Annotated in this window: 1 protein-coding gene (only partly in view); it reads right to left on the bottom strand. The window is 67.9% G+C overall.

All coding sequences use genetic code 11. From position 1 onward, the window contains the following. Window positions 1–193: 193 nt before the first annotated feature. A protein-coding gene (locus KB201_RS03260; protein WP_307848029.1) for a non-ribosomal peptide synthase/polyketide synthase crosses the window boundary here: on the bottom strand, window positions 194–22,663 show its 3' portion. The gene runs 20,967 nt beyond the window's last position; the window shows 22,470 of its 43,437 coding nt (coding positions 20,968–43,437); the start codon falls outside the window, past its right edge; it ends in the stop codon at window positions 194–196.

Genomic DNA, 22,663 nt, shown 5'->3' with positions numbered 1-22,663 from the left:
TCCAGCCGCGACGCCGTTCCCTGAGCACCGCGTCCGCGACACCCAAAACCGACGCTACCAGGGCCGAACCTGTTACTGATGTTACTGATGTTGCGATCGGATAACCGTGTGGCCACAGTGACGGTCACCGTCCGAGCGCGATGCAACGCCTCCGGGAGAAGTCGGTACTCGGGTTCTCGGCGTTGCATCGCGCTCAGTCCCCGTCGGCCACTCCGCCGTCGGCCACTCCGTCGACCACCCGCGAGACCACTGGTCCGATCTGCGCCCACGCCCGCGTCGACGTGATGTTGTCGTGCGACGCCCAGGTGTCGATCACGTCGACGGCGGCCGCCACCGGTCGCCAGTCCGCCTCCGGCGCCGTCCGCAGGTTTCGGCCCAGGCGGGCGGCGAAGTAGACCACGCGTCCGTCGTAGTAGCCGGGAACGTGCGTACGGATCATCTCCCCGGCCCGGCTCGCGCCGTCGATCACGCGGTCGAGCCCATCGCCTGCCAACCCCTCGGGCAGACCCGGCAGTTCCCGCAACCGATCGACTACGTTCTCGTCGGCCTCCACATCGAGGTCGATTCCCATCCCGTCGAGGATCTCGACGAGATTGACGGCCACCTCGTGCTCACCCACCTCGAACAGTTCGAGGTGGCTGTCGAGGAGCACCAGCGACGCCACATGATGCCCGGCCGAACGCAGCTGCACCGCCATCTCATGGGCGATCACGCCGCCAAACGACCAGCCCAGCAGATGGTAGGGACCGTCTGGCTGTACGGCACGTACGTACCGCACATACAAAGCGGCTGCTTCTGCGATCGTCGCCGGCATCTCACCTCCCGACAACGCGGGCGACTGGATGCCGTAGAGCGGCCGATCCGCGGGGAGGTGGTCGGTGAGGCCTCGGTACGACCACCCCAGACCGGTGAACGGATGGATACAGAACACCGGGGCCAGCGCACCGCTCGGACGCAGGGGAAGCAGTATCCCCAGACCGTCGTCCGCCGGGGCGGGTTCGTCGCCGTCAGCGGCGAGACCTGCCGCGAGCGCACGCGGAGAGGCATCGGCGAACACCGTCTGCAGCGGCAAACTCCGACCGGTTCGCTCCCCGACCAGGGACACCAGTCGGGCGGCGATCAGCGACTGGCCTCCCAGATCGAAGAAGTTGTCGTCGACGCCGACGCCCTCGACCTCGAGCAGCTCCTCGAACACCTCCACCAGGATCTGCTCCAGGGCTGTGGACGGAGCCGCGTAGGCCGCCCTCGCGGAGAATCGGGGCACCGGAAGGGCCGACCGGTCGATCTTGCCCGCACCGGTCAGCGGAACCGAGTCGATCGGGACGAAAGCAGCCGGGACCATGTACGCCGGCAGCGACTCACCCACGAAGCGGGCGAGCACGACCGGGTCGACCTCGGCACCGTCGCGGGGCACCACGTATGCCGCCAGGGCGGTGGCACCGCCCGGCCCATCGGTCCCGATGACATGCGCGAACTCGACATCCGGATGAGCGAGCAGCGCCGACTCGATCTCACCGAGCTCGATGCGGAAACCACGGACCTTGACCTGGAAATCCGAGCGACCGAGATAGTCGAGGACCCACCGCTCTGCATCACGGCGCCATGCCACGACGTCACCGGTTCGGTACATCCGGTCACCCGGCTCACCGTATGGATCGGCGACGAATCGTTCCGCGGTCAGTCCGAGGCGTCGATGGTAGCCGCGCGCCAGCGACGGGCCGGCAACGTACAACTCGCCGGCCATACCGACCGGAACCGGTCGCAGGTGCGTATCGAGCACCACGGCCCGCACACCGGACAGCAGCTCACCGATGTCGACCCGGTCGCCCGGTTGCAGGTCATCGCTGGCCGTCGCCCAGATCGTGGTCTCGGTCGGACCGTAGGCGTTCACGAACCTGCGGCCCGGGGCCCACCGGGTGACGAGGTCCGGCGAACACGCCTCGCCACCGACCCCGACGACGCGGAGGTCGTCGAGACCATCCGGTGACATCGACGCCAGAGAGCCCGGGGTCATGAACGTGTGCGTCACGCGTCGAGTGCGCAGCAGCTCCGCGAGGTCGACGCCACCGAAGACCTCCGGCGGCACGATGACCATCGTCGACGCCGACCCGAACGCCATCAGGAACTCCAGGACCGACGCATCGAAGCTCGGCGACACCAGGTGGGTGACGCGGTCGCCCGCTGCAAGGCGGAAGCGCTCGACTGCGTCGCGGGCGGTGTTCAGGAGGTCGCGCTGGGTGACCACGACCCCCTTCGGCAGCCCGGTCGATCCCGAGGTGTAGATCATGTACGCCGCCGAGTCCGGACGGATCGGATGCGCGCGATCGGAATCGCCCACCGGCCAGGCCGACTCGCGCGCGAGGGCTTCGACGACGTCGGCGGAATCGAGGTCGACCCACGGAAGGGCCGAACCGAGAGACGACCGATGCGCGCCCAGGGACAGTCCGAGAACCGCGCCGGAGTCGGTGAGCATGTGCTCGATGCGCTCGGACGGGTATCCCGGATCGATCGGCAGGAACGTCGCTCCGGTCTTGGCCGCCGCCCAGATCGCGATGATCGACTCGATCGACCTCGGCAGCGCCAGGGCGACCACCTGTTCGGGTCCTGCCCCTCGGGACGTCAACAACCGCGCGAGACGGTTCGACCGTTCGTCGAGTTCTCGATAGGACACGGTGGTCTCACCCGAGATGAGGGCTGTCGCTTCCGGATTCGTTTCCACGGCATCGGACAGCATGTCGGGTAGGCTGCGGAATCCGTTGTCCCGCCCGCCGCGCGCCGGGACCAATTCGCCACGGACGTGCGCGTCGAGCAGGTCCATCGATGCCAGCGGGGAGCGCGGCGAACGCGCGAACCCCTCGACCGCCCGCACCACGAGCCCGAGCACGTCGCGTGCCCGGTCCGCGTCCACAACACCGTCGAGGAACTTCAGTCGCAGCGCCAACGTGCGCCCCTGAGCTGCGACGAGCGCGAGCGGGTAGTGCACGGCGTCGTTGCCGGACATACCGGCGACGGTCATTCCGTCGATGTCGGCCCCGCCCTCGGCGCCGGACGTCGGATACGACTCGAAGACCGCGAGCGTGTCGAACACCGCACCCTGCCCCGCGGCCGCACGGATGTCGGGTAGCCCGACATGGTGGTGGTCGAGCAGCGCCGACTGCTCCTCCTGTACCCGGCGAAGGAGTGCGGTCACGGATTCCGCCGGGTCCAGTCGGACCCGCACCGGCAGGGTGTTGATGAACAGGCCGAGCATCTCCTCGATGCCGTCGATCTGCGGAGGCCGACCGGAGACGGTCGCCCCGAACGTCACGTCGGAGCGACTCGACAGGGTGGACACCGCGATGGCCCAGGCGGCCTGCACGACGGTGTTCATCGTGAACCCGTTCTGCCGGCCGAGCGAGACCAGCGCGTCGGTGACCTCGGCATCCAGGTGGACCTCGAGCTCACGCGACTCGCCGGCGTCCGCGCCGGTGTCGCCGAGTGCGATCGTCGGTTCCGTACTGCCGTCGAAGGCCGCGCGCCACGCCTCCAGCGACTCGGCCTGGTCCTGCTGCGAGAGCCACACCAGGAAGTCCCGGTAGTTCCTCGGCCGCGGGAGGTGGGTCGTGTCGCCTCGTGTGGCGTAGAGCGTGAACAACTCCCGCAACATTAACGGCATCGACCAGCCGTCGAGCAGCACGTGGTGGTTGAGCACGATCAACCGGAACTCGTCGTCGGCCAGGCGCACCATGGTGAACCTGATCAGCGGAGCCGCAGCCAGATCGAACCCTTCGGCGCGATCCGCCTCGAGCAGCGCCGCGAGTTCGCTCTCCCGGTCGGTGACCGGGACCGTACTCATGTCGACCGTTCGCCACGGCAACTCGATGTCGCCATGGACGACCTGGGCGCCGACCCCGCCGGCATAGCTGATCGCGACCCGCAGGTTCGGGTAGCGATCGAGCATTGCCTGACCGGCCGCCCGCATCCGTTCGGCGTCGACGACTCCGATCAGCGTGAGCATGAGTTGGACCTGGTAGAAGTCCGTCGCCCCGCCGGCGGCTGCGTCACCGGCCAGTCGCGACTGGAAGAGCAGGCCCTCCTGCAACGGCGACAACGACCATGCGTCCGTGAGCGTCGGGTACTGGGCCTCCCAGACGTCGACCTGGTGCTGGTCGACGTCGACGAGCTCGAAGTCCGACGGCGTGAAGCCCCCGACACCGGGCCGGCCGGCGTACTCGGCGAGCACGGTCAGCGCGGCCACCCACAACTCGGCGAACCGCTCGACCTCGGCGCGGTCGAGGATGCCGGTGGCGTACGACCACGTCGCGATGAGTTTCGACGCACCGACGCTGCCGACAGCAGACGCGTTGATGTCCAGCACTGCCGGCACCACCATGTCGTCGTCGCGGGCACCTGCCAGGTTCACCGGGTTCTCATCGGCAACCGAATCCTGCCGCTGATCGGGCGCGCCACGTCGACCGAGGTAGTTGAACCCGATCTGAGGCGCGGCGAACCCTTCGAGGACTCCCGCGGTTTCCGGGTTCAGTCGCCTCAGGAGTCCGTATCCGATCCCGCGGTCCGGCAGGGCCAGCAGTTGTTCCTTGACCGCCTTGATCGCCGATCCGAGGTCATCCCGCCCCGCGAGTGCGGCGGCGACATCGACCTGGGACAGATCCAACCGGACGGGCAGCTGGCTGGTGACCCAACCGACCGTCCGCGACAGGTCGGCTCCGGGAACGATCTGCTCCTCACGACCGTGACCCTCGAGGGTGACCAGTGCGGTCGGCTCGGCGACGCCGCGTTCGGACCGCCACGCGACGGTGGCCAGGGCGAGAGCGGTGAGCAGACCGTCGTTGACGGTTCCGTGGAACTTCTCCGGCAGGACCGTGAGCACCGCCTCGGCGACCTGCGCCGGCACCTCGACGTGGAGGTCCGCCACGGAACCGACGAGGTCCAGGTCGGGATCGAGCGGGCGTCTGCCGAGAACCGGATCCGGCCCGTCGAGGACTCGCCGCCAGGTGTCGAGTTCGGCGATCCTCCGCTCGGACCGCGCCTCGTCGGCCAGGCCGTGCGCCCAACGCCGGAACGACGTGCCGACCGGGGCCAACGCCGCCGGCTGGCCGTGGGCCAGCTGCCCCCACGCGGTGACGAGGTCACCGCCGAGGACCGGCCACGACACCCCGTCGACGGCGAGGTGGTGCACGAGGACCAGCAGGTGGCCGGTTTCCCGGTCGTCGGCCGGAACGAACCACACCGCCTGGAGCAGCACGGCCCCGGCTGGGTCCAGGCGGTCCGCGGCCGCGTCGAGCTCGGCTGCGGCGACGGTGACGAACTCGCCGTCGTAGCGCACCGTCCGGACCAGGTCGGCGGCGTCGACCGCGCCGACTCCCAGCACTTCGAGACGGGCACCGTCGGCGCTGCGCTGTTCGGGTCCGGGGACCAGTCGTGCGCGCAGGGCATCGTGATGGTCGAGTACGGCCTGCACCGCGCCGACGAGGTGGACCGGATCGATGTCGCGCGGCAGCGCGAGCACCGACGCCTGCGAGAACCGGTCGTAGCTACGACCGTGCTCGATCATCCAGTGCATGATCGGTGTCAGCGGGACCTCACCCACCCCACCGCCGGGCAGCTCGTCGAGGACCGCCGCGTCCTCGGCCGCCCCGGCAGCCCGGGCCAATGCCGCAATCGTCTTGTGCTCGAAGACCATTCGCGGCGTCAGTACGATCCCGGCCGTCTTGGCCCGCGCGACCAGCTGGATCGACATGATGCTGTCCCCACCGAGCGCGAAGAACGAGTCGTCGATGCCGACCCGCTCGACCCCGAGCAGTTCGGCCACCAACCGGGCCAACACCGTTTCGGCTTGAGTCCCCGGTGCCCGGTAGGCGTGCTCGCCGACCGAGCGGTCCGGCGCCGGGAGCGCCTTGCGATCCAACTTGCCCGAGGCGTTGAGCGGCAGGGCATCGAGCACCGTGAACACCGACGGCACCATGTACTCGGGCAACCGCGCCGACAGGGCCGAGGTCAACTCGTCGACCGGCACGACCGCACCGGATTCGGCCACCACGTAGCCCACCAGTTGCTGCGCACCCGGGACGTCCTCGCGGACGAGCACGACCGCCTGCGCCACCCCCGGCTGCTCGAGCAGCACTGCCTCGATCTCACCAAGCTCGATACGCAGACCACGCATCTTCACCTGGAAGTCGGTCCGTCCCAGGTACTCCACTTCGAGGGCACCGGACACCCCGTGAACCCATTTCACCAGGTCGCCGCTGCGATACATCCGTTCACCCGCAGCAAACGGATTCGCCACGAACCGGTCCGCCGACAGATCCGCGCGTCCGACATACCCGCGCGCCAGCTGCGCACCGGCCAGATACAACTCGCCGGCCACACCCACCGGCACCGGGTGCAGGCGATCGTCGAGCACGTGCAATCGCGTGTTCCACACCGGCGCACCGATCGGCACCGACACCGCGTCGGCGACCGAATACTCGTGGTAGGTCACATCCACCGACGCCTCGGTCGGCCCGTACAGGTTGTGCAGTGCGGCATCGCCGAGGTCGGCGAATGCGCGCGCGGCGCGCGGGGTCAGCGCCTCACCGGAGCAGAACACCTGCCGTAACGACGGCACCCGACCCACCTCGACGACCGAGGTGAAGGCCGACAGCATCGACGGTACGAAGTGTGCGGTCGTGACACCGTGCGACTCGATCAGATCCGCCATGTACAGCGGATCCCGATGTCCATCCGGCCGCGCGATCACCAGCCGGGAACCGATCTGCAACGGCCAGAACAACTCCCACACCGACACATCGAAGGTCACCGGCGTCTTCTGCACCACGACGTCGTCGGCGGTCAACGAGTACTCCGCCTGCATCCACTCGAGCCGGTTCACGATCCCCGCGTGCGGAACCGCAACCCCCTTCGGACGCCCCGTCGACCCCGACGTGTAGATCACGTACGCGATGTTCGAATCCCGCAGAGCACCACGACGATCCGCATCGACGATCGGCGCGTCCGCATATCCGGACACGTCAACCGAATCCAGATCCCACACCGGCACACCGGCGGGAACATCCAGCGCGACCCCACCGGCGGTCAACACGACCGCCGGCGCGGCCGACTCCAACACGTAGCGGGTCCGCTCGGCCGGATGATCCGGGTCCACCGGCACATATCCGCCACCGGCCTTGAGGACCGCGTAGATGCCGACCAGCATCGCGACCGACCGACGGGCACCGACGGCCACCGCCACATCCGGACCCACACCCGACTCGATCAGCCTGCGCGCCAACCGATTCACTCGGGCATCGAACTCCGCGTAGGTCAGCCGGACGTCCTCCGACACCAGGGCGAGCGTGTCCGGTGTGCGAGCGACCTGCGCGTCGAACAGGTCCACCAGCGTCGCCGGGACGACCGCCCGCTCGGTCGCATTCCGCGTCGAGATCGCCCTCGTGTCGGCCTCCCCGAGGATGCCGACATCGCCGACGACGACAGCCGGATCGGCCGCCACCGCCGACAGTACACGCACGAACAGTTCCGCGAAGCCCGTCACCGTCGACTCGTCGAAGAGCGCGCTCGCGTAGGTCAGCGTCGCACCCAGGTCGGCTGCGGAACCGTCTGCGGCACGCGAATCGATCACGGTCAGCTGCAGATCGAACCGGGCGACGTCGAAGTCCGATCGCACACCGCTGACGGTCAGGCCGGGCAGTTCGAACTGCGCCTGCGCATTGTTCTGCATCGTGAACATAACCTGGAACAGCGGCGAGTACGAGGTGGAGCGTTCCACGTCGAGCATCTCCACCAGCTGTTCGAACGGCATGTCCGCGTGCGTGAACGCCGACAGATCCGTGTCGCGCGCAGCCTCGAGCAGGGTCTCGAACGACGCGCCGGCGTCGACCGCAGTGCGTAGCACCAGGGTGTTGACGAACATGCCCACCAGATCGTCGAGGACCTGTTCGCCCCGGCCGGCGACCGGTGTACCGATCGCGATGTCCGACTCGCGCGACAACCGGGACAGCGTCACCGCAAACGCGGTGTGCAACACCATGAACAGACTCGCGCCGCGACTCTTGGCCAGTTCCAGCAGGCGGGCGTGGAGGCCCGCGTCGATGATGAACTCGACATCTGCGCCGGCCGTCGACTGCACGGCCGGACGGGGTCGGTCCATCGGCAGGTCCAGCACGTCCGGCAAGCCGGACAGCTGGGCCCGCCAGTAGTCGGCTTGCTTGCGCGCCAACGACTCCGGATCGTCGGGTGTCCCCAACCGTGCCAGCTGCCACAGGGCGTAGTCGGCGTACTGCACCGGCAGCGGCGACCACTGCGGCGCCACCCCGTCAAGCGACCGGGCGCTGTAGGCCACCATGATGTCCCGAGCCAACGGAGCCACCGAGGCCCCGTCGGCGGCGATGTGATGCATCACGAGGACCAGCACGTGCTGCGTCGCCGAGATCTCCAGAACGGCCATCCGTACCGGCGGCGCCACGGTCACGTCGAAGCCGCGCAGGGCGAACTCGGTCACCGTCCGCACGACCTCGTCCTCCCCCGACGGAATCCGGGACAACGCGAGGTCGAGATCGGATGTCGCACAGATCTCCTGGTAGGGCCCCTCGGGCCCGGTCGGGTAGACCGTGCGCAACACCTCGTGACGCGACACGACGTCGGTCACCGCCTGCTCGAGCGCGGTCACGTCGAGGTGACCCGACAGCCGCACCACGAGCGGGATGTTGTAGGCGGCACTCTCGGTGTCGAACTGGTTGAGGAACCACATCCGACGCTGCGCCAGCGACAACGGAATCCGCTCCGGACGTTCCATCGCCACGAGTGCGGGGCCCTCGACCGCGGACAGGCTCTCCACCCGGGCAGCCAACATCTCCGCACTGGGCGCGTCGAACAGCTCGCGCACACCGACGCGGACCCCGAGCGCGGCACCCAGCCGAGCAGTGACCTTCGTCGCCGACAACGAGTTACCGCCGAGATCGAAGAAGCTCGTCGTGACCCCGACCCGCGCCGACCCGAGCACGTCGGCGAACACGTCCGCCACGATCTCCTCGGTCAGCGACCGCGGGGCGACATACTCCTCGGGTTCGTTCACGAACTCGGGGACGGGCAGCGCACGACGATCCAGCTTGCCGGCGGGTGTCCGCGGGACATCGTCCAATGCGACGACGTACGTGGGAACCATGTAGGCGGGCAGGGACTCCGCGGCAAAGGCACGCAGTGCGTCCTCGGCAACCGGGTGCCCGCTCGCGGGCAGCACATAGGCCACCAGCACCGTGCCACCGTCGGGCGCGGTCACGCCCTCGGTCGTCACGAAGCCGACGCTGTCATGACGCGCCAGCACACCACTGATCTCGCCGAGTTCGATGCGGAAACCACGGACCTTCACCTGGAAGTCGGAGCGGCCCAGGTATTCCAGCGCGCCACCCGCAACCCAGCGGACCACATCGCCGGTGCGGTACATCCGCGCACCGGCGCCGCCGAACGGATTCGCCACGAAGCGCTCCGCGCTCTGGCCGACCAGGTTCTGGTAGCCGCGCGCCAGCGCCGGTCCGGCGACATACAGTTCGCCGGGCACCCCGACCGGAACCGGCTGCAGACGGGTGTCGAGGACCAGCGCCTCCACCCCTCGGTTCGGCGTACCGATCCGGATCGGCGAGCCCGTGTCGATCGGCCCGTCGATCGTCACCGAGATCGTCGCCTCGGTCGGGCCGTACATGTTCAGCATCGTGCGACCCGGCGCCCACCTGGCGACCAGTTCCGGCGGACAGACGTCACCGCCGACGGCGATCATCCGCAGCAACGGGAGATCGGTGTCGTCGACCGAAGCCAGCGCCGCCGGGGTGATGAACGCGTGCGTCACCGACTGTTCACGCAGCAGTGCGGTCAGCTCCGCACCGCCGTAGATCGACCGCGGCGAGATGACGAAGGTCGCCGCCGAACCGAAGACCAGCAGATACTCGAGCACCGACGCGTCGAAGCTCGGCGACGCGAAGTGCAGTACGCGGCCGGTCGAGGGCACCGCGCACCGCTCGCGCAGCTCGTCGGCGAAGTCGCCGAGACCGGCGTTCGTGACGACGACACCCTTCGGCACGCCGGTGGAACCGGACGTGTAGATGAGGTACGCCGGATGCTCGGGCCGCAGTGGCGCCCGACGATCGGCGTCGCCGACGGCCGCACCCGACTGCCGGGCCACGTCGAGAGCGTCGGTCTCGTCGTCGAGGACCAGCCACTCGACGGAGCCCGCGGGCAGCCCGCGATGCGCTTCGAGGGTGATTCCGACGCGAGCCCCGGAATCGGTGAGCATGTGCTCGATCCGATCCGCCGGGTAGTTCGGGTCGACGGGCACGAAGGCGCCGCCGGCTTTGGCGACCGCCCAGACGGCCACGATCGACTCGATCGAGCGGGACATACCGAGTGCAACCGAGCTCTCCGGACCGACTCCCCGCTCGATGAGCACCCGCGCCACACGGTTGGACCGCTCGTCGAGCTCGGCGTAGGTCAACTCGCCCGTCTCGGCGACCAGCGCGGTCGCCGACGGATCCCGATGCGCCGCAGCGTCGAAGATGGCGGCCAGGGTACGGGGGGGCCCGCCGGGCGCACCACGCACCGGTACGAGGGCCGCACGTTCGATGTCGTCGAGCAGGACGATGTCGCCGACCGGGCGCGCCGGTTCGGCGACGACCGACTCGAGCACCTTGGCCATGCGGGCAGCGAACGATGCCACCGTGCTCTCGTCGAAGATGTCCGTCGCGTACCCGAAGGTGAGTGTCATCCCGGCACCGTGACCGGCGCCGTCGAGGCTCTCCGCGTAGGACAACTCGAGGTCGAACTTCTCGATGTGGGTCTCGTCGGTGATGCCGCTGACCGTCAGCCCCGGCAGTTCGAAGCGGTCCTCGCCCGTTCCGGTGCTCGCCAAGACCACCTGGAACAGCGGGGTGTGCGACGTGGACCGGACCGGTTGCAGGAGGTCGACGATGCGTTCGAACGGCAGGTCCGCGTGGGCGAACGCGTCGAGGTCCACCTCACGGGCACGATCGAGGAGACCGGCGAAATCGGCCTCCGGATCGACCTCGGTGCGCAGCACCAAGGTGTTCACGAACATGCCGATGAGCTGGTCGAGCTCCGGCTCCGTCCGGCCCGCGATCGGCGTGCCGATCGCGATGTCGGTCGTTCCCGACAAGCGAGCGAGCAGGGTCGCCAGTGCCGAGTGCATGACCATGAACAGGGTCGCGCCGCGCTCGGATGCCAACGCGCGGAGCCCCTGGTGGACGGCCCCGTCGATCTCGACGGAGACGGTCGCGCCGCGTTGGGTGCGATTCGTCGGGCGCGGCCGGTCGGTGGGCAGTGCCAGCACCTCGGGCAGCCCGGCGAGCGCTCTGGTCCAGTACTCGGCCTGGTTCGCCGCGATCGATGTCGGGTCGGACTCGGCACCGAGAACGGTGCGCTGCCACAGGGCGTAGTCCGCATACTGCACCGGCAGCGACGACCACCCCGGCTCCTCGCCCGCGGACCGGGCGAGGTAGGCCGTCATCACGTCGCGTGCCAGCGGCGCGGTCGAGACACCGTCGCCGCTGATGTGGTGGACGACGAAGGCGAGCACATGGTCCTGCGCCGAGACGCGGTAGAGGGCGACACGAAGCGGCACCCGGTCGGTGACGTCGAACGGTGCCAGGACGAAACCGCGGATGGTCTCGGCGATCTCGTCCATGGCGAGGTCGATCGGGGTGAGGTCCCCGATGACGTCGCCGACGTCCACGATCACCTGATGCGGTCCGTCAGGCGAGTCGGGGAACACCGTCCGCAGCGACTCGTGGCGGGCGACGACATCACGCACCGCTGCCGACATGGCAGTGGCGTCGAGGTCGCCGGTCAGCCGGACCGCCAGCGGGATGTTGTACGCCGCCGAGCCCTGGTCGAACTGGTTGAGGAACCACATGCGCTGCTGCGCCAGCGACAGCGGGATGCGGCTGGGACGCGGCTGCGGCGACAACGGGACGCGGCTGCGTCCGACCGCGCTCTCGGCACGCTGTGCGAGATCCATGACCGTCGGCGAGTCGAAGATCTCGCGGACCCCGAGATCGGTACCCAGCGCCGCATTGACCCGGGCGATCACCCGCGTGGCGACCAGGGAGTTACCGCCCAGCTCGAAGAAGCTGTCCGTTGCTCCGACGCGCTCGACACCGATCACCTCGGCGTAGATGCCTGCGATGATCTCCTCGACGGGACCACGAGCCGCCACGAAACGTGCGGCGTCGACCTCGATCTGCGGTTCGGGCAGAGCCCGCCGGTCGAGCTTGCCGTTCGCGTTGAGCGGCATGACCGCCAGCCCCACGTAAGCGGTGGGCACCATGTAAGCGGGCAGTACCTGTCCGAGCTGCCGTCGCAGAACACCGGCATCGGCGTCTTCGCCGACCACGTACGCCACGAGCTGATCACCGGTGTGGGGGTCACGGTGCACGACGACCACGGCCTGCGAGACCTGCGGCTGCGCCAGCAACGCCGACTCGATCTCTCCCAGCTCGATGCGCTGGCCACGCAGCTTGACCTGAAAGTCGGTGCGGCCCAAGAACTCCAGCTCTCCGGACGCATTCCAACGGACCAGGTCACCGGTACGGTACATGCGCTCGCCGTCGACGAACGGGTCCGCGACGAATCGTTCCGCCGTCAGGTCGAGTCGACCCAGGTAGCCGCGTGCCACCTGATCACCGGACAGGTAGAGCTCACCCGCGACACCCACCGCGACCGGGTGCAAGCGGTCGTCGAGCACATGCGCACGCACGCCACGGCCGGGCGCGCCCATCGGGACGATCCCTCCCGGAACCATCGTTGTGGGATCGAAGATGGGTGCGGCAGTGGCGGTCACAGTGGTTTCCGTCGGACCGTAACCATTGCGGACGGACAGTCCTGCGTCACTTGCGCGCACCGCGAGCGCGTACGAGATCCCCTCGCCCCCCACTCGAACGAGCCGCAGCGACGACGCGAAGTCCCGGTCGGCGCCGAGCATGACGTCCAGCATCGACGGCACGAAGTGACCGGCCGTGATCCGCTCCCGTTGGATCAGTGCCGAAAGGTAGTCCACGTCCCGATGCCCACCCGGACGCGCGACGACGACTCGGCCCCCGCCCTGGAGTCCGCCGAACATCTCCCACACGGAGATGTCGAAGGTCGGCGCCGACTTGTGCAGCAGCACATCGTGTGCGCTCATGCCCTGCTCGTCGCGGACCCAGCGTAGATGTGCGGTCACCGCATGGTGAGCTACGACAACACCCTTCGGACGACCCGTCGAGCCCGACGTGAAGTACACGTAGGCAGCGTGTTCGGGCCGCAGCACGCCCAACCGATCAGCGTCGGTGAGCGGTGCTGCCGACCGTCGATGGCCCAGCTGGTCCGGCCGGAGGACCCGATACCCGGCCAATGGCAACGACGCCTCGTCGACCGCGGTGGTCAGCACGCAGATCGGCGACGTGGCTTGTAGCACATACGAATTCCGGTCGGCTGGCTGCTCCGGATCCACCGGCACGTACGCACCGCCGGCCTCGACGACCGCGTAGGTTGCCACCACTGACTCAACCGAACGTCCCATCGCCACCGCGACGAACGATTCCGGCCCCACGCCTGCATCGACCAGTTCACGAGCCACCTGTGCCACCCGTGCCTCGAACTCCGCATAGGTCAGCGACACCTGATCATCGGAGACTGCCGCCGCATCCGGTGTGCGCCGGACCTGGGCATGGAAGTCGTCGAGCAACAGCCCGGGTGAAGCCGGAACATGGTGAGCCGAGCCGAGAACGGCGACTGCGGCCTCTTCCTCGATGCCGAGCAACGCGACGTCACCCACCGCGAGGTCGGGTGCAGACACGACCCCCTCGAGCAATCGCACGTACCACCGGGCGAAGCCCGCCACCGTCGACTCGTCGAACAGGTCGACGGCAAAGGTGAAGTACGCGTACATCCCGTCGGCCCGGCCGTCTTCGGTGATCGCGTCGCCGAGGGTCAGGCCCAGGTCGAACTGGGTCACCTCACTGCCCGCATCGAAGCCGGAGACAGTGAGGCCGGGCAGAGCGAGCTCCGCGCGCTGCTGGTTCTGCAGCGACAGCGAGACCTGGAACAACGGGTGATGAGAGGTCGACCGGACCGGGCTGAGGACGTCGACGAGACGTTCGAACGGCACATCGGTGTGCTCGAACGCCGCGAGATCGCGACGACGTACCTGGGCGAGCAGATCGGTGAATCGAACGTCGAGGTCCACCTCTGTGCGCAGCACCAGGGTGTTGACGAACATCCCCACGAGGTCGTCGAGCGCCTCGTCGCCGCGACCGCCGATCGGCGTGCCGATGGCGATGTCGGACTCCCGGCTGATCCGCGCCAGCATCAGCGCCAGCGCGGCGTGCAACACCATGAACGGCGTGGCGTCGTGGGCCCGGGCCAGCGCGTTCACCCGACCGCGGAGGTCTTCGTCGATCCGGAACGAATGGCGTCCGCCCCGCCTGGACCGCTCGGCTTGTCGAGGACGATCGGTCGGGAGGGCCAGAACGTCCGGCAGTCCCGTCAGCTCGGTGCGCCAGAAGTCGATCTGCCGTGAGATCAGCGAGGTGGGGTCGTCCTCGTCGCCGAGGACCCGGCGATGCCAGACGGCGAAGTCGGCGTACTGGACCGGCAGGGGCGGCCACTGGGGACCCACACCGTGGACACGAGAGCTGTAGGCCAGCATGACATCCCGTGCGAGCGGTGCCGTCGACATCCCGTCGGCGCTGATGTGGTGCACCACCACGACGAGCACGTGGTCGTCGGTCCCCACACTCAGCAGGCCCGCGCGGATCGGAGGCGCTGTGGTCACGTCGAAACCTGCACTGACCAGACCGAAAACGGCGGCGGCAAGCTGGGATTCGGACACTGCCGACGGTGTCAGGTCGACGTCGATGTCCTCGGGCGTGAGGATCACCTGGGCAGGTCCGGCAGGAGAGTCCGGGTACACGGTGCGCAACGACTCATGCCGCGCCACGACATCGCGCAAGGCCGACCTGAGGGCCCCGATGTCGAGATGGCCGGTCAGCCGGATCACCAACGGGATGTTGTACGCGGGTGATTCGGGATCGAACCGGTTGAGGAACCACATCCGTTGCTGCGCAAGCGACAGCGGCACCACATCGGGGCGCTGCGTTGCGACGAGCGCCGGCCGATCCGACTCGTCGGTCGCGGCGTGTTCGAACAGTGTGGACAGTTCGGCCACCGTGGGCGCGTCGAACAATGCGCGGACACCCAGCCGGGCATCGAGAGCAGCATTGACACGCGCCACCACCCGGGTGGCGACCAGCGAGTTGCCACCGAGGTCGAAGAACGAGTCATGCACCCCGACCCGCTCCACACCGAGGACGTCGCGGTACACCTGGGCGACGGCCTCCTCGACCGGAGTCCTCGGAGCAACGAACTCGACTGCGCCGGACAGGAAGTCGGGCGCGGGAAGTGCCCGCCGGTCCAGCTTGCCGTTGGCGGTCAGCGGGAACTCGTCGAGCACGACGATCGCGGACGGGATCATGTACGACGCCAGGAAGCCTCCGACGAAGGCGAGCAGGCTGTCGACCTCGATCGCCGTGCCGGTCTCGGGTACCACGTATCCGACGAGGTGGTCGCCGAGGCTCTCGTGCGAGCGCACCTGCACCGACGATGCGGCAACACCGGAGTACCGCAGCAGTGCGGACTCGACTTCCCCGAGCTCGATTCGGAATCCGCGCAATTGGACCTGGAAGTCCGTGCGCCCCAGGTATTCCAGCTGCCCATGGGCGTTCCATCGAGCCAGATCGCCGGTGCGATACATCCGGTGACCAGCCGCCCCGAAGGGGTCGACGACGAACCGGCCGGCGGTCAGGTCCGGACGGCCGAGGTAGCCGCGGGCCAATTGACCCCCGTGGACGTACATCTCACCCTCGACGCCGACCGGGGTGGGGCGGAGCCGGGAGTCGAGGACGTAGACGCCGACTCCGGGCAATCCGCGGCCGATGACGCTAGCCGTGGACTCACGGGCGAACTCGCGGTTCAACGAGAGATAGCTGACGTGGACCGTCGTCTCGGTGATGCCGTACATGTTCACCAATCGCGGCGAATCCTCCGCGTGCCGGGTGTACCAGCGGTCGAGCTGACCCAAGTCCAGCGCTTCCCCGCCGAAGATCACGTATCGCAGGCTCAGAGCAGAGGGTCCGGACCCGTTGCTGGAGACGGAGACAGACTCCTCCCCTGCTACCCGGTCGGCTTCGGCGAGCTGATAGAACGCCGACGGCGTCTGATTGAGCACGGTGACCCGTTCCCGACGAAGAAGCGCCAGGAAGTCCTCCGGCGACCGCGAGGTCGCGAAGTCGACGACGACGAGCGACCCGCCGTGGAGCAGCGGGCCCCAGAGTTCCCACACCGAGAAGTCGAAGGCGTAGCTGTGGAACATCGTCCACACGTCGGTCTCATCAAAACCGAACTTTGTCTGGGTGTTCATCATGAGGGTGAGGACGTCCACGTGCGGAACGACGACACCCTTCGGGCGGCCGGTGGAACCGGACGTGTAGATCACGTAGGCCGGGTGCTGCGGGGAGAGCCCGCCCGTGCGTTCGGAGTCGGTCACGGGCGCGCCCGACACCTGAGCCAGGCGTTCGACCGTTTCCCGAGAGTCGAGCAGGACAACACGAATGTTGTTGTCCGGCAGAGCCTGTGCATCCTCACCGGTGGTCAGCACCACGACCGGCTTCGAGTCGGCCAGCATGTAGGCGAGCCGGTCCTGCGGGTAGGTGACGTCGACCGGGACATAGGCACCGCCGGCGGTGATGACGGCCAGCAATGCGACGACGAGGTCGGCGGTGCGCGGCATCGCCACGGCGACCATCGATTCCGGCCCGACCCCTTCGTCGATCAGGATGCGCGCAAGCCGGTTCACCCGATCGGCGAGCTCTCCATAGGTCAACCTCTCGCCGCCCGCGACGACGGCTGTGCGGTCGGCATGGTGCCCCGCGCGGTCGGCGAACACCGCGGCGAGAGTCGCGGGGGGCACTTCGACACCGGGGTCGAGCCACCCGGTCAAGACCGCGTCCCGCTCGGCGGCGTCGAGGACATCGACCGCGGCGATGCGTTGTCCGGGGGTCTCCACGAAAGCGGTGAGAACCCGGAGAACGCGGCCCAGTAGTGCGTCGACCTCATCGGCGCTGTACACGCCGGTGAGGTATTTCACCTGCAGATGCAGCCGGTCACCGATGCTCGCGACCAGTGTCAGCGGGTAGTGCGTGGAGTCCAATCCACGCAGACCCGTGACCCGCATCCCGTCGATGTCGGTGGCGGCCTGCGCCAGCGCAGCCTGATCCACCGGGTACGACTCGAACACCGTCAGGGTGTCGAAGGAGGCCGCTGCACCGATAGAACGCTGTATCTCCGCGAGCCCCAGATGGTGGTGGTCGAGGAGGGCCGCCTGCTCGGACTGGACCCGGGTGATCAGCTCGGTGAGGGTCAGCCCGGGGTCGACGGTCACCCGGACGGGCAGGGTGTTGATGAACAGGCCGATCATCGTCTCGACGTCGGAGAGGTCAGCGGGCCGGCCGGAGACGGTCGTCCCGAAGACCACGTCCCGATGCGAGGTCAGCGCGGACATGACGACACCCCACGCGGCCTGCACCAGGGTGTTCATGGTGACGCCGAGATCACGCGCAAGTGCCGACAGTTCAGCCGTCAATCCCGCCGAGGCGTACCGGGAAGTGTCTGCGGACGCGACCGACCCGTCACCTTCCCCGGCGGCGAGCAACGACGGCTCGTCCAGTCCGTCGAACGCGTCGCGCCAGGCGGCGAGCGAAGTCTCACGGTCCCGCGTGGCCAGCCACGCGAGGAAGTCGCGATACTCACCCGGCGCGGGAAGCGCCGAGGCGTCGCCGCGGGTTGCGTACAGATACAGCAGGTCCTTCAGCAACAGCGGGGTCGACCAACCGTCCAGGAGCACGTGATGGTTCGTCGACACCATCCGGTACCGTCCGCCACCGAGATCGACGAGGGTGAACCGCACCAGCGGGGGGTTCGCCATGTCGAAACCACGCGCGCGATCGGCGGCTAGCAGCTGATCGAAGGCGGCTTCGATGTAGTCGGTACCGCTGAGATCGATCTCCTGGAACGGGAGTTCGGCGTCAGCGGGCACCACCTGCACGGGTTCACCCGACACGGTGTCGAAGGCGACCCGCAAGTTCGCGTGCCTGCGCAACAGGGCCTGGCCCGCAGCCCGAAGGCGCTGCGCGTCGACCGCACCCTCGAGGTCCAGAACCGTCTGCACCATGTACGCGTCGAGATGCTCCCCGGCGAACTGCGCGTGGAAGAGCAGTCCTTCCTGCAGCGGCGAGAGCGACCAGACATCTGTCAGATCCGGGTACCGCTCCTCCAGCTGCTCGACACCGGCCTGGTCGATGGCGACCAGTGGCAGATCCGACGGCGTGCGTCCACCGGCACCGGGGGTGTCGGCGTATGTCGCCAGCGCGGTCAGCGCCTCGACCCATAGGTCGGCTATCTCGCGCGCCTGCTCACCGGTCAGCACGCCGGCTGCATAGGAGAAGGTGGCGCCGAGCCGGGTACCCGTCGGGGTGTCGACAGCCGATGCGTTGATGTCGAGGATCGCCGGCACCGACATGTCCTCATCACGCATGCCGCCGAGATCGGCGACAGAGGTGTCGGGCATCCAGTCCGCCGTCTGGTCACCCGTTGTGTTGACGCGTCCGAGGTAGTTGAAGCCGATCTGCGGCATCGCGAGACCGCGGAGCGCCGCGGCCGAGTCCTCGGCCAGGTAGCGCAACATGCCGTAACCGATGCCGTGGTCGGGGATCGCGTGCAGCTGTTCCTTGACGCGCTTGATCGCCGATCCCGCGGCCCGGCCGCCGGCGAAGGCGTCGTCGATGTCAACGGCGTCGAGGTCGAGGCGCACCGGGAACGAGGTGGTGAACCAGCCGACCGTGTTGGCCAGGTCCGCCCCGGGCACGGCCTGCTCCTCGCGGCCGTGACCCTCGAGGGTCACCAGGACGAAATCGGCATCGCTCCGGCGATCGCGGCGCCAGCGGGCGACGGCGAGGGCCAGCGCGGCGAGCAGGCCGTCGTTGACCGAACCGTGGACGACCGCAGGCAGGCGGCCGAGAACGGTATCGGCGACAGGGCCCTCGAGCTCGACCCGCAGGTCCTGCACTGTGGCGACGGTGTCGAGTTCGGGGTCGAGGGCCCGCGATCCCAGTATCGGATCGGGGTCGGCGAGAATGCCCTGCCACAGCGGCAGTTCGGCGAACCGACCCGCTGCAGCATCCGCCAGTCCGGTTGCCCAGCGCCGGAAACTTGTTCCACCCGAGGACAATTCGACGGCTGCACCGTCGGCGACGCGGTACCACGCGAGCGCGAGGTCTGGGAGCAGTACCCGCCAGGACACCCCGTCGACGACGAGGTGGTGGGCGACGACGAGCAGCCTGCCCGGTACATCACCGGGCAGATCGAACCACACGAACCGGATGGTGACACCGCGCTCGACGTCGAGAGCCGCTGCGGCACGGCGCAAGTGCTCCTGCGCGAGGCTGGCAAAGGCGTCGGTCCCCGGGAGCGTTTCGGTGCCGACCCGGGTGAGGAGATCCTCGGCGGAGACCTCGCCTGCCGGCACGACCTCGAGATGTGCTCCGTCGTCGGAGCGCACCAGCCGGGATCGGAGCATGTCGTGGTGATCGAGCAGAATCTGCGCGGCAGACTGCAAGCGTGATCCGGTAACGCCGGCCGGCACGGTGACAAGCACCGACTGCGCGAACTCGTCGTAGCGGCGCAGGTCCTCGATCATCCAGTGCATGATCGGCGTGAGCGGCAACTGACCGACAGCACCGCCGGGCAGCTCGTCGAGAACGGTCGCCGCGGCACCCATCTCGGCGACACGGGCGAGCGCGGCAATGGTCTTGTGTTCGAAGACATCTGCCGGACGCAGCACCATACCCTCGCGCTTGGCCCGGGAGACCAGCTGGATCGACATGATGCTGTCGCCACCAAGGGCGAAGAACGAGTCGTCCACACCGACCTGCTCGACACCGAGAAGGTCAGCGACGATTCCCGCGAGGACCGTCTCGGCAACGGAACCCGGCGCGCGGTACGTCTGCGTCCTCTCGGCGATGTCGGGAGCAGGCAAAGCCTTACGATCCAATTTGCCCGAAGCGTTGAGTGGCAGAGCATCCAGAGACACAAACACCGCCGGCACCATGTACTCCGGCAACCTGGTCGCGAGTACGGCCCCCAACGCATCGACCTCGATCAGCCCGCCCGGCGCGGCCACCACGTAACCCACCAACTGCTGAACGCCCGGCACATCCTCACGAACGAGCACCACAGCCTGACCCACACCCGGCTGCTCCACGAGCGCAGTCTCGATCTCACCCAACTCGATACGCAGACCACGCAACTTCACCTGGAAATCGGTACGACCTAGATAAACCAACTCCAGAGCACCCGACCCGGTGTGCACCCACTTGACCAGATCACCAGTGCGATACATCCGCTCGCCGGTGACACTCGGATCAGCCACAAACCGATCCGCTGACAGATCCGCACGACCCACATACCCACGCGCCAACTGCACACCCGCGAGATACAACTCACCCGCAACACCCACCGGCACCGGATGCAGACGCTCATCAAGCGCCTGGAGGCGTGTGTTCCACACCGGCGCACCGATCGGCACCGCAACAGTGTCAGCCGCGGAGTACTCGTGGAACGTGACATCCACCGACGCCTCGGTCGGACCGTACAGATTGTGCAACACCGCACCACTGAGAGCTGCGAACGCACGCGCCGCCTGCGCGGTGAGTGCCTCACCCGAACAGAACACCTGCCGCAACGACGGCACCCGCCCGTGTTCGACCACCGAGGTGAACGCCGACAACATCGACGGCACAAAGTGCGCGATGGTGACGCCGCGAGCCTCGATGAGGTCGGCGAGGTACAGCGGATCGCGATGACCATCGGGGCGCGCGATGACCAACGACGCGCCGACCTGCAACGGCCAGAACAACTCCCACACCGACACATCGAACGTCACCGGCGTCTTCTGAACGACGACGTCATCACCGGATAGTTCGTACTGCGCCTGCATCCAGACCAAACGATTCACGATGCCGACATGCGGCACCGCAACACCCTTCGGACGACCCGTCGAACCAGAAGTGAAGATCACATAGGCGGTGTTCGAACTGTGCAGCGGCGCGACCCGATCCGCGTCTTTAACCGAGTCCGCCGAATACGCCGACACATCAACCGAATCGAGATTCCACAACTCCACCCCGGCAGGGATATCAAGCTGCACGCCGTCAGAGGTGAGCACGACGACCGGAGCCGAAACCTCCAGGACATACTTCGTCCGCTCAACCGGATGATCAGGGTCGACGGGCACGTAAGCGCCGCCGGCCTTCATCACCGCATAGATACCGACGAGCAACTCGAAGGACCGACGCACCGCCACTCCGACACACACGTCCGGACCGACACCCGCCTCAATCAACCTGCGCGCCAACCGATTCGCCCGCGCATCGAACTCCGCGTAAGTAAGCCGCTCCCCCTCGAACACCACAGCGACAGCATCCGGCGTACGCACAACCTGCGCATCGAACAACTCCACCAACGTCGAACCGACGACAGCTTGCGAAGTGTCGTTGACCTGCGCGATGGCCCCGAGATCGGCGGCATCGGCGATCTCGACATCACCCACGGGGCGGGCAGGGTCGGCGACAACCGCGTCGAGAACACGAATATAGGCATCGCCGAGGGCACGGACGGTCTGCTCGTCGAACAGGTCCACGGCATAGGTCAGCGACGACACCAGATCCCCGGGGGTTCCGGCGTCGGTGTGCGAATCGACAACGGTCAGCTGCAGATCGAAACGTGCGACGTCGAAATCGGAGGTCAGGCCTGACACCGTCAGGCCAGGAAGTTCGAGGTCCACCGACGGGTTGTTCTGCATGGTGAACATCACCTGGAACAGCGGCGAGTACGCGGTCGACCGAGCCGGGGCGAGGGCTTCGACGAGCTGCTCGAACGGCATGTCGGCGTGGGTGAACGCCGACAGGTCGGTCTCGCGTGCTGCGTCGAGCAGATCGGCGAAACTCGAGTCGGACTCGACAGCGGTCCGCAGCACCAGGGTGTTGACGAACATGCCCACCAGGTCATCGAGCGACTGCTCGCCCCGACCCGCTACCGGAGTACCGATCGCGATGTCGGTTTCCCGTGCGATCTTGGCCAACAGCACGGCGAAGGCCGCGTGCAACACCATGAACAGGCTTCCGCCCCGGGCGCGGGCGAGTTCGAGCAGACGGGCGTGCCGGCCGGCGTCGATGACGAACTCGACCTTGGCACCCGCGGTCGACTGGATCGCCGGGCGGGGACGGTCTGTCGGTAGGTCCAGGACCTCGGGCAGACCGGCGAGTTGGTTGAGCCAATATGAGCCCTGCGCGCTGATCAGCGACTTGGGGTCGTCCGGCGAACCGAGGACCTCTCGCTGCCACAGGGCGTAATCTGCGTACTGCACCGGCAGCGCCGACCACTGTGGCGCATTACCCTGTGTCCGGGACGCATACGCGACCATGATGTCGCGCGCCAGCGGCGCCACCGACGCACCGTCGGAGGCGATGTGGTGCATCACCACGACGAAGATCCGCTCGGTCGACGAAAC

The sequence above is a fragment of the Gordonia sp. SCSIO 19800 genome, from assembly GCF_018132775.1.
GTDB lineage: Bacteria > Actinomycetota > Actinomycetes > Mycobacteriales > Mycobacteriaceae > Gordonia > Gordonia hongkongensis.
The sequence above is the reverse complement of the archived record's forward strand: the minus strand, read 5'-3'. Positions and strand labels throughout refer to the sequence as shown.